Source organism: Aromatoleum evansii, assembly GCF_012910805.1.
GTDB classification, from domain to species: Bacteria; Pseudomonadota; Gammaproteobacteria; order Burkholderiales; family Rhodocyclaceae; genus Aromatoleum; species Aromatoleum evansii.
Genome location: NZ_WTVK01000062.1, coordinates 21,575 through 29,746, shown reverse-complemented (window position 1 = coordinate 29,746; position 8,172 = coordinate 21,575). Strand labels below are relative to the sequence as shown.

8 protein-coding genes and 1 pseudogene are annotated in these 8,172 nt (G+C 60.8%); 2 read left to right on the top strand and 7 right to left on the bottom strand.

All coding sequences use genetic code 11. The annotated features are described in order from the left end of the window. The 5 genes and pseudogenes from GO615_RS29545 to GO615_RS23010 form a co-directional block, all read right to left on the bottom strand. Nucleotides 1-69, bottom strand: a 69-nt coding sequence (locus GO615_RS29545) for a transposase (protein ID WP_169131142.1), incomplete at its 3' end; no start/stop codon positions are given. Nucleotides 70-182: 113 nt separating this feature from the next. Then, nucleotides 183-596: pseudogene (locus tag GO615_RS23025) on the bottom strand (DUF932 domain-containing protein); the annotation flags it as partial. A 114-nt stretch (nucleotides 597-710) separates the two neighbouring features. Then, complete coding sequence (locus GO615_RS23020) at nucleotides 711-1,058, bottom strand: hypothetical protein (RefSeq protein WP_169132220.1); 348 nt, start codon at nucleotides 1,056-1,058, stop codon at nucleotides 711-713. A 9-nt stretch (nucleotides 1,059-1,067) separates the two neighbouring features. Next, complete coding sequence (locus tag GO615_RS23015; protein WP_169132219.1) at nucleotides 1,068-1,433, bottom strand: type I restriction endonuclease subunit M; 366 nt, start codon at nucleotides 1,431-1,433, stop codon at nucleotides 1,068-1,070. 434 nt (nucleotides 1,434-1,867) lie between these two features. After that, entirely contained in the window at nucleotides 1,868-2,674 is an 807-nt protein-coding gene (locus tag GO615_RS23010; protein WP_169132218.1) for an SIR2 family NAD-dependent protein deacylase, read from the bottom strand. A gap of 331 nt (nucleotides 2,675-3,005) precedes the next feature. Here GO615_RS23010 and GO615_RS23005 point away from each other — a divergent pair, with 331 nt between their 5' ends. Next, nucleotides 3,006-3,884: a hypothetical protein gene (locus tag GO615_RS23005; protein ID WP_169132217.1), complete on the top strand. Its 879-nt coding sequence runs from the start codon at nucleotides 3,006-3,008 to the stop codon at nucleotides 3,882-3,884. Nucleotides 3,885-4,361: 477 nt separating this feature from the next. Next, entirely contained in the window at nucleotides 4,362-4,577 is a 216-nt protein-coding gene (locus GO615_RS23000; RefSeq protein ID WP_169132216.1) for a hypothetical protein, read from the top strand. An 844-nt stretch (nucleotides 4,578-5,421) separates the two neighbouring features. On the opposite strand, the gene GO615_RS22995 is transcribed toward GO615_RS23000, so the two are convergent. Together GO615_RS22995 and GO615_RS22990 are read right to left on the bottom strand one after the other, a co-directional pair. Continuing rightward, on the bottom strand, nucleotides 5,422-7,653 hold the full coding sequence (locus GO615_RS22995; RefSeq protein ID WP_169132215.1) for an AAA family ATPase: 2,232 nt from the start codon (nucleotides 7,651-7,653) through the stop codon (nucleotides 5,422-5,424). Beyond that, entirely contained in the window at nucleotides 7,650-8,090 is a 441-nt protein-coding gene (locus GO615_RS22990; protein WP_169132214.1) for a hypothetical protein, read from the bottom strand. Before GO615_RS22990 ends, GO615_RS22995 begins: the two co-directional genes overlap by 4 nt. Nucleotides 8,091-8,172 lie beyond the last annotated feature (82 nt).

Below are 8,172 nucleotides of genomic sequence, written 5' to 3'. Positions count from 1 at the left end.
ACCCGGCTGCGTTGCCAAACGCACCGCCTCGCGCTTGAACTCGTCCGAGAACTTCCTTCTTGTTCGCATCGATTCCTCCTAGACACATGTTGCCATGCAATGTGTCCGGAGAATCGGGAGCAGGCCATACAGGTGGTGGCCAAGGTTCCGTCACAGCTTGTCGCCAAGAGGAGATAGCCATTGACCTGGTCATTCCCCTTCAATGCCGTCGATTGACCGGTACGTGCCAGGGCCCAAAACTTCTTACCCCCTTTCAGGACACCTGCGGTCTCCAGTTGGAAACCGGAGACGTCTGTGAGGTCGCGGTAGAACTCCAGGACTTCGCGCGGCTGGACGACCTTGTAGCGCTGGGAGACGACCGAAAGGGCGTCCTTGGTATCGGAACGGTAGAGCACCTTCTGTTCGTCGAAGGAGTGGATACTCCCGAGGTTTCCGGCGCTTTCCGCCATGAAACGGACCGGTGTTTCCTGGATGGTCCAGTCCATTCCGGCCGCTTTCTGCCAGACTTCAAGGGGTTGCTTTTCGGGGAGGCTGTTGCCGAGGCCGTGCCAGGGTTCTGCGCCGACGTAGGCTATTTGTTGGACGAGATGAGCCATGGAATCTTCCTTTCAGTCAAATGGACGCACGCAATCGTGCAGCTGTGAAGACACAGCGGCATCGGTGCTGGGAGTAGAGAGGGAGGGTGAAGCGGGTAAGACGAGAGCCGGCGACTACAGATTGCCGGTGAGGATCGGGCGCCTACTGAAGGTACAGCCGCAGGCGAGGCAGCGGTAGTTGTCGAGAACGTGGTCGTCGACGACTTCGCCGAGTCGGGCGCCGGCCAGTCCGCCGGCAGTACCACCGGCGAGCGCGCCGATCAGTGCGCCCAGGAGCCCGCCGGCGATCATGCCCGGCGGACCAGCGACAACACCGACGGTTGCGCCTAGTTCAGCGCCGCTCAGGGCGCCGGCCGCGCCGGTAGCCGCTCCACCTGCAGCTCCAAGAGTTCCGCCTGCTCTGCGGGCCAGATTGCGAGTGGTAATGCGCGTGGAATCACAGTTCGGGCATTGGAGGAGCATCTCTGACTCCTACGTTGCTGACGACGTTGTCGAACCGCACCTCGCCACGGGCCCGACGCAGGGTCGGAGCTCGTGGGGGAGCAGGAATTTGGTGATGCTGCGGTCGCACTCGGTGACGACCAGCAGACGTTCGCCATCGCGCATCAGGTAGGACGAAACGACGCGTGCGTGCTCGGCCAGTGCCAGAACATTCGCGTGGGCTTCGGCGGCGCTGACGTCACCCCAGTCGCCGAACAGGTGGCGCGCGAGTAGGCGGATGGGGTGCAAGTTGTACTTCTTCAATAGGGTGAGTGCGCCGGTTGTCTCGACGATCTCCCCCGGTTCGAACAGGATCTCTGGTGCGGGCAAGGCGGAACTACGGAGTGATGCAGGCATGATGGTCTCCAGAAAGCCAAACGCCCGAGCCGGTGACGGCATCGGGCGTTCTTTGCGGGTGGGAAGCTGAGGTGGAGGCCTGCGGAGATCGTCGCCTCAGGGAGCTACCCCTGATCAGATCCTGATAAACAAGGCAATCTGAGGCACACCTCTTGTGCTCCAGATATGTGATATGTGTTTGAAAAATTTTGGATTCGCGTCCCCTTTAGCTCGGCACCTGCTGTGGGTGTGTCGTAACCGTTGCATCATCGGGGCTTCTTAAGGTGCGGAAGACGTCTCGGCCAATTCCGGCGAATCCACGAGGCTTTGACACGTCGCAGGAAACGCAGTGAGCGTCATGTCCAAGAGTTCGACCTGGTCGCGGATGGACGGAAAAATCAGACTTCTATTTAGGCCTTACTGGTCTCGTAGAATCTGCTCATGACCGCCAAAGCTCACGTTTCACCCCACGCTGCAGCGACTATCTCCGGCAACACGATGCCGGCCGCTCCACTTAGATTCCACTTGGCGATTTTGTTGAGACTTGTGGGGTGAGGGTTGACCTGGACGATCAGTGCCCGAGATGCTGCGAAGTGCGGAAGGTCTGCGGCGGGGTAGACTAGGGACGAGGTTCCTACGCTGATAAACAGATTGCATTGCAGTGCGGCGTGCCGAGCGCGCATCCATTCCAGTTCTGGGAGCGCCTCGCCAAACCAGACCACCCCAGGCCGGATCTTCCCGCCGCAATTTGGGCAAGACGGGGGAGGGAGGCGGCGGCCACCGTCGGGCTCAAGGGGAGTTTCTGTCGGAAAATCGTGCGGTTCGCCGCAGGTAAAACAGCGGGGGCGATGGAGACTGCCGTGCAGATGCACGACGGAGACGCTACCGGCGCGCTCGTGAAGATCATCCACGTTCTGTGTAATCAAGGTGAAGCGTGGCGAGTGTCGCTGAATTTCGGCGATCGCGATATGGGCCGGATTAGGCTGTGCCTGCAGCACTCGCATACGCCGCCATTCATACCAGCCCCAAACGAGTTCCGGGTCCCGTCGGAAAGCCTCACGTGTCGCGAGATCCTCTGCGGCGAACCGTTCCCAAAGCCCTGTCATGGCGTCCCGGAAGGTCGGAATTCCGCTCTCGGCTGATACACCGGCACCAGTGAGCACGACGACGTGCTGGGCGCTGCGCAAAGCGTCTACAAGCGCCGCCGGGACCTTTGTGACAGATGGCGTAGGTAGAGGTGCGGGGGGTACAGGTTCAGACATTCGTGTACTCCTGAAATGCAGGACATTGAATTCTTGGTCGTGCTGTTAACAGGCTTCCGGGTTTTGGTGCCCGGTCAACCTACGCACGATGAATGTTAGAGCAGCCCACCGACATTGACTGTCGTACACCGATGTAGGCGCGAGCGACGGCTAGGCCAAGGATAACGCGACGAACTGTGTCGCAACGTTTTGGCATTCTGCAATCCATCCCGCGCGTCAATAATGGTTGGAGCGAAAGTAGCGCGGCGACGGCTGAGACGATGCGGGGATCACTTCACGGCAATTACCTCGATCACCGGCCGGCACCCCGGCAGGCAAGGGAGAAGCACTGATGACTGAGAAGCAAATGTTGGCGGATCTTGTCCGCCCTGACGACACTCTTCGCTTCAAGCTCTTTGCGCAGAAGACCATTACTCAGGAGGATGCTCGGCTCACTGTCGAGGTCAACGCGCTGGTTAGCACCGCAGAACAAACGCCGAACGCGTTGCAGCAGCGCATCTGCGGGGCGTTGGCGCGACTGATCGATGCTGAGTGGGCATTTTCCGCCATTCAACGGGGAGGCGAGGCAGTGGGCTATGAACGGGTCAAGCTAACCGCATCCGCCCGTATCCCAATTACTGAAATATACAACCTCGAGGAGCGTGCGAGGCAGGCGAGCACTGAAGGTCTCTCACTGCGCGAGCCGACGGTGAGCTACGCGCTGCCGAGCGCACGGGTGACAGCCGCCGTTCAAGCGCTTCGACTCGAAATCCTGGAGGACGTGAAGCACCAACTCGTGGAGTTCAGCGCAGCCACCGGCAGAAGCTGGCGCATTGGGGACATCGCCTTTGGGGTACGGGATTCTCGTAGCGAGATTCGCGCGGAAAAGGCGCGTACCGTAGTAGCGACGACTCTATCGCTGACTTGTTCGAAGAGAGCGGTGAAGAGGGGATTACTGGATCCGAGCGCATCGCCTTGGTTGCAGACGTCACCCTCAGAGCCGTGCCGACCGCCGAACATAAGAGATCGACGATCCGTCGGAGATTTCCGGCTCGACCCCGTGACCACGCGGCGGCGCTTCGAACGACTCCGACGGGATCCCACCGGCGAGGTCGGGGCGCCGATGCCAGCTGCAGGTCTCCCTGCGTCACTTGAAGTGATAACCGTGTTCGCCACACGACGTGCGTCGAGCTCTTATGACACGACAGGTAAAAGAACTAGTTGTCGTTAATGGCCAGCCGTATCGCGCAGCAGAGCTTCCACTTGAGTACCACTCTGACTGCGCCGCGAGGCTTGGCGAATTCCGCAATAGATTTACTGCGTGTCGCCGCGGCTATGTTGGAAACTGGCATATCGAAGCCGGAGAATTGCGCCTTGACGACATCTTCGCCGGCCACTTGCCAGGGCATAAGTCCATTCTCGCCCGATGCTTTCCCGAGTTTTGCCCTGGTCCGACGGTGGCAGACTGGTTCACCGGATGGCTGCATTTGTCGCAGCGAATGGAGGGGGGGGGCGGTATCACCCATTCCGGCGCATGTTCGATGAACTTCAAATCGATCTTGCGATTCGGGCCGGCTCGGTTGTCGAAAGAATCGAACGGGCGGTGCAGCTGAAGCCAGAAAGGGAAGTGAAATCGTACTCGCTCCCAGGATTTCTCCTCCGCAAGCAAGATTGACATCACGTATGTGATACCGACTGGAGATCACTAATGGCTCTGCAACATTCAGACTTCAAGTTGACCGACGAGCAGCTTCTCCGACTCAATCAATACATTGCGGATGCGGCAGCACGACATGCGCACGCCAATGAAGATGCTCCCTCCGAGGTTTCAGTGACGTTTACCTGGATGCCGGGTCTTGGCCGATCGATCACGGCCTATTTTGATGGAAATGTCAATGGCGCCGAGATTGAGCCGTTGTTTTGACTTTCAAGCGTTTCTTCGCAATGAGTACGTACGGCGTTCTTCAGACTGCCCTGCGGTTCAGTGTGGGCGAGCTGCATTTTAGAGTAGGCGCTGACGTGAGGTTCGCGCTGGCACTAGTGCAGCCTGGCCAGGCAAGGGAGACATGATGGGCCCTAAGGTAAGGTGGCAGCGCGGAATCCGACCGCGGATGCAGCGGGCATTTTTCGATTGGTACTGCCAAAACCGCATCCGCTTTGCCATTCCGCTTCATTTTGAAGACCGTACGGACAAGTCAGTGAACGCCACCTTTGCAGGGGTTCCCCGGGTCATCTCCATGAAGCTTCACCCCGCGGGCCTGGACGTTTCCGTCGAGTGGGAAGGGCAATGGATGGACATGCTCCTGAGTCTCGATGTCGCGCCGCTGGCAGTGCCGGGTGGCTGTATGCTCGATGTGCGTCCCGGGCGAGCGTCTGCTTTATCCCTCACAGGAGTCCCTCTGGACCGATCATCTTTTCGAGCCTTTTCTCCAGTGGGTCAATGGAAGGCTCGCTGAGGCGCGTTGGCTGCAGCTCATTGTCCGGGAGGGAGGGAGCAGCGCGGCGTCGCTGGTGTCTTCTGCCGAGGCACTCAGGCGGCCAGGCGGCATATTGTGCCCGTCGGCAGACTCAGCAACCCCCCAGGGAGAATCGGTTATCGTGGCGTGCAAGGACGGGGTAAGCGAAATCGTACTGCCGGTGCGACCGGTTCGCTTTCTGATGTAAGCGCTGCGCACACGAAGCCTTTCGGAGCAAATCGGCGCCGGCGGGGCTGTCTTCACAATTCGCCGCAGTTGCACGCGATTCTCGCGGATCCGCGATACCCCGCTTCACGCTGCAACCCGCAGCCCCGCCTTGTAGCGACATTCGAGGATAAGCCGCCGCAGGAAGTCCTCTTCGGTCATCGGTTCCCCCAGCAGGTCGCGCTGCTTCACGACGTTCGCAAAATCTCCTGGCGTGAGTTCTTCAAGGGATTCGAGCTTGCGCAACAGCGCGGGCGCGAGTGCTTTAGCGTGGGCAACATCGCCGAGCGCTTCGCGGGCAAAGAAGGCCGCGCGCTGAGCGAGCGTGAGCGGCTTGAACTGAAGTTTGAAATCAAACCGACGCAACGCAGCGCTGTCGATCTGTTCCAGCAGGTTTGTCGCTGCAATAAAAATCCCGTCGAACTGCTCCACGCGCAGCAGGAGTTCATTGACCTGCGTGGCTTCCCAGCTGTGCTTGGCCTGGCGGCGGTCGCGCAGGAGGCCGTCGACTTCGTCGAGGAACAGGATGGCGCGCTCCGCATCGATTTCAGCAAACAGGCGCGCAATGTTCTGTTCGGTTTGTCCGACGTACGGCGACACGAGGTCGGAACTTGCTCGCACGACCAATTCGCGGTCGAGCGCATCGGCCAGGACGTGCGCGAACTCTGTCTTCCCGGTCCCCGGGGGGCCGAAGAAGCACAGCGTTCCGCGACCGCGCCGCGCGAGCGCGTCCGCGAGGCGTACCGGTGCAATGCCTCCGGCGACGTTCAGGAAGGCCGCATCGAACGCGGTGGCCGAGTTGCGGTGACGCGGACTCGCACTCCCCGTCATCAGGCGACGGCTGGCCGATACGCTCTCGCGCGCCACAAGTTCTGGTGGCATGGCGGGCTGCAGTTCCAGAAGTCGCCGTGCTGCGCCGAATTGGGCGGGGACGAGGAGACTGTCCGCGGCCAGTTCATCCAGAACGCTTGCCGGTACGAGGCCATCCCCGAGATGGCGCTCGACCATCTGACGCCGAACGCGGCGCGGCGGATTCGTAAATGCCACGGGGAGCAGAAAGCGGCGCAGGAAGGCGCGATCCATACTGTCAGCGTCATTCGTGATCCAGATAGCCGGGATCGGGTTGTCTTCCAGCGCGCGATTCATCCAGCCCTTCTCGTTGCCCGCTCGCGGCGTGCCCCCGAAAAGCGCGAGGAGGGCGTTTTCGCTGGTCGCAAAGACGTCCTCGACTTCATCGAAGACGATCACGCAGTCGGTGCGCCCGCGCAGCAGGCGTTGGGTGAGTTGATAGGCGCCGAGGCGACCCGAGCGCGACAATCCGTCGCCGTCGTCGTCGGCCGTCTTGACCTGATACGGCGTCAGTCCTGCCACGCTGGCGACTGCGTAGGCGAACTGAGTCTTGCCGGTCCCCGGAGGGCCATAGAACAGGGCGTTGATACCGACACAATGACTGTGGGCTGCGTTGTGCAGGACAGTCGTCATGCGCCGGCTATCGCGTTCGAGGTGCGGGAAGTCGGCGAGCGTCCATTCTGCTGGGGGACAAGGCTCAGTGATGGCCGTCAGCAGTTCCTCTGGGGTGCTTGGTTCAAGCGCGAGGAGATCGTCGAGGAGATTTTCAGCACACAGAAAATCCTCCAGATCGCAACGCCGGCCGCCCTTCTTGACGAGTTGCAAGCGGCTGAGAGCGGCGCGCCGGTGCAAGCGGTGCTGAATTTCCTTCACGGAGACCCCGAGCGCAACGCTCAGGCACCCGTAGTGGTCACGGAAGGATTCGTACCCCGTCTCTCGCAGAAAATCGCGGAAACCTTTGACCGAATCCTTCTTCTCGACGAAATCAACGAGGCTGCATTCGATGACGTCGAGTTCGGCGCACTGTGCCAACACCTCGATACTTGGATGGGTCGGGGCCGTCCCGTCAGCCTTATTCAGCCGCTCGAGCATCGCTTTCGGCAGGCTCTTGAAGCGCCGGACGAGGTATGCCCGCATGCGCGCGCCCGGTACCCCTTCCAGCAGCCCGTGCCGCCGCCCGCGGCGCGACGAACCGACGTGACGGGCAAGTTCATCCTCGTCTTCCGCGTCGGCTGCGGGGTCAGGCTGCGTCCATTGGGTCTCCAGCAGTTCGAGCGTAGTCGGGACGAAGAGCGGACGGGTCAAGGTCCACAGCGCCCCGATCATGTCCACGTCTTCAAGCCGTTCGTGCAGCACGGGAAAGCTCGCCAGGATGTTGAGGGCATAGCGTGCCGCTCGACGCTGGGCTGCCGGTACCTGCGAGAAATCGGTGCGCCACGGAGAGCGCAGATTGGGGCGGGCTGCGGTCATTGCGCGTCTCCTTCGTTCCAAGGTTGGAGGCGGCGGCTGTCGAAATGCCAAGATAGAAAGTCTCCGCGGTGCGGCCCCGAATCGAGAAAGAGGCCAAGCACAATGTCGAGGGGCTCCCGGAAGTAGGTGCAGCTCGAGTCCTTTTCGCTGTCGAAGATCGGCTCCGGCAACACCTCCAGCACGATCGCGACTTTGTCGATGCGCGGGAGGAGTCGGTTCTGAAAGCCGGGTTTCCACTGGACGATGTCCCCCGGCTTGAACTGGCGGGGTGTATTGAGACTGTCAAAGCGTTGTTTGAGCGCCGTGGCCAGTGCTTCGAGGGGCGAGCCGAGCAAGTCGTCCTCGTCGAGCAGGAGGTTGCGGTGACTCTCGTCGTCCAGGCCAATGCGCTGAAGCACATCGCGCGAGGACAGGGAACCGGGTTTCTTGTCATGCATGGTCGTGATCTCCGCCGTCCAGATAGCCCCATTAGACGCTTTCCACGCGACATGCCGTGTCGTATATTGCGACGTGCATAAC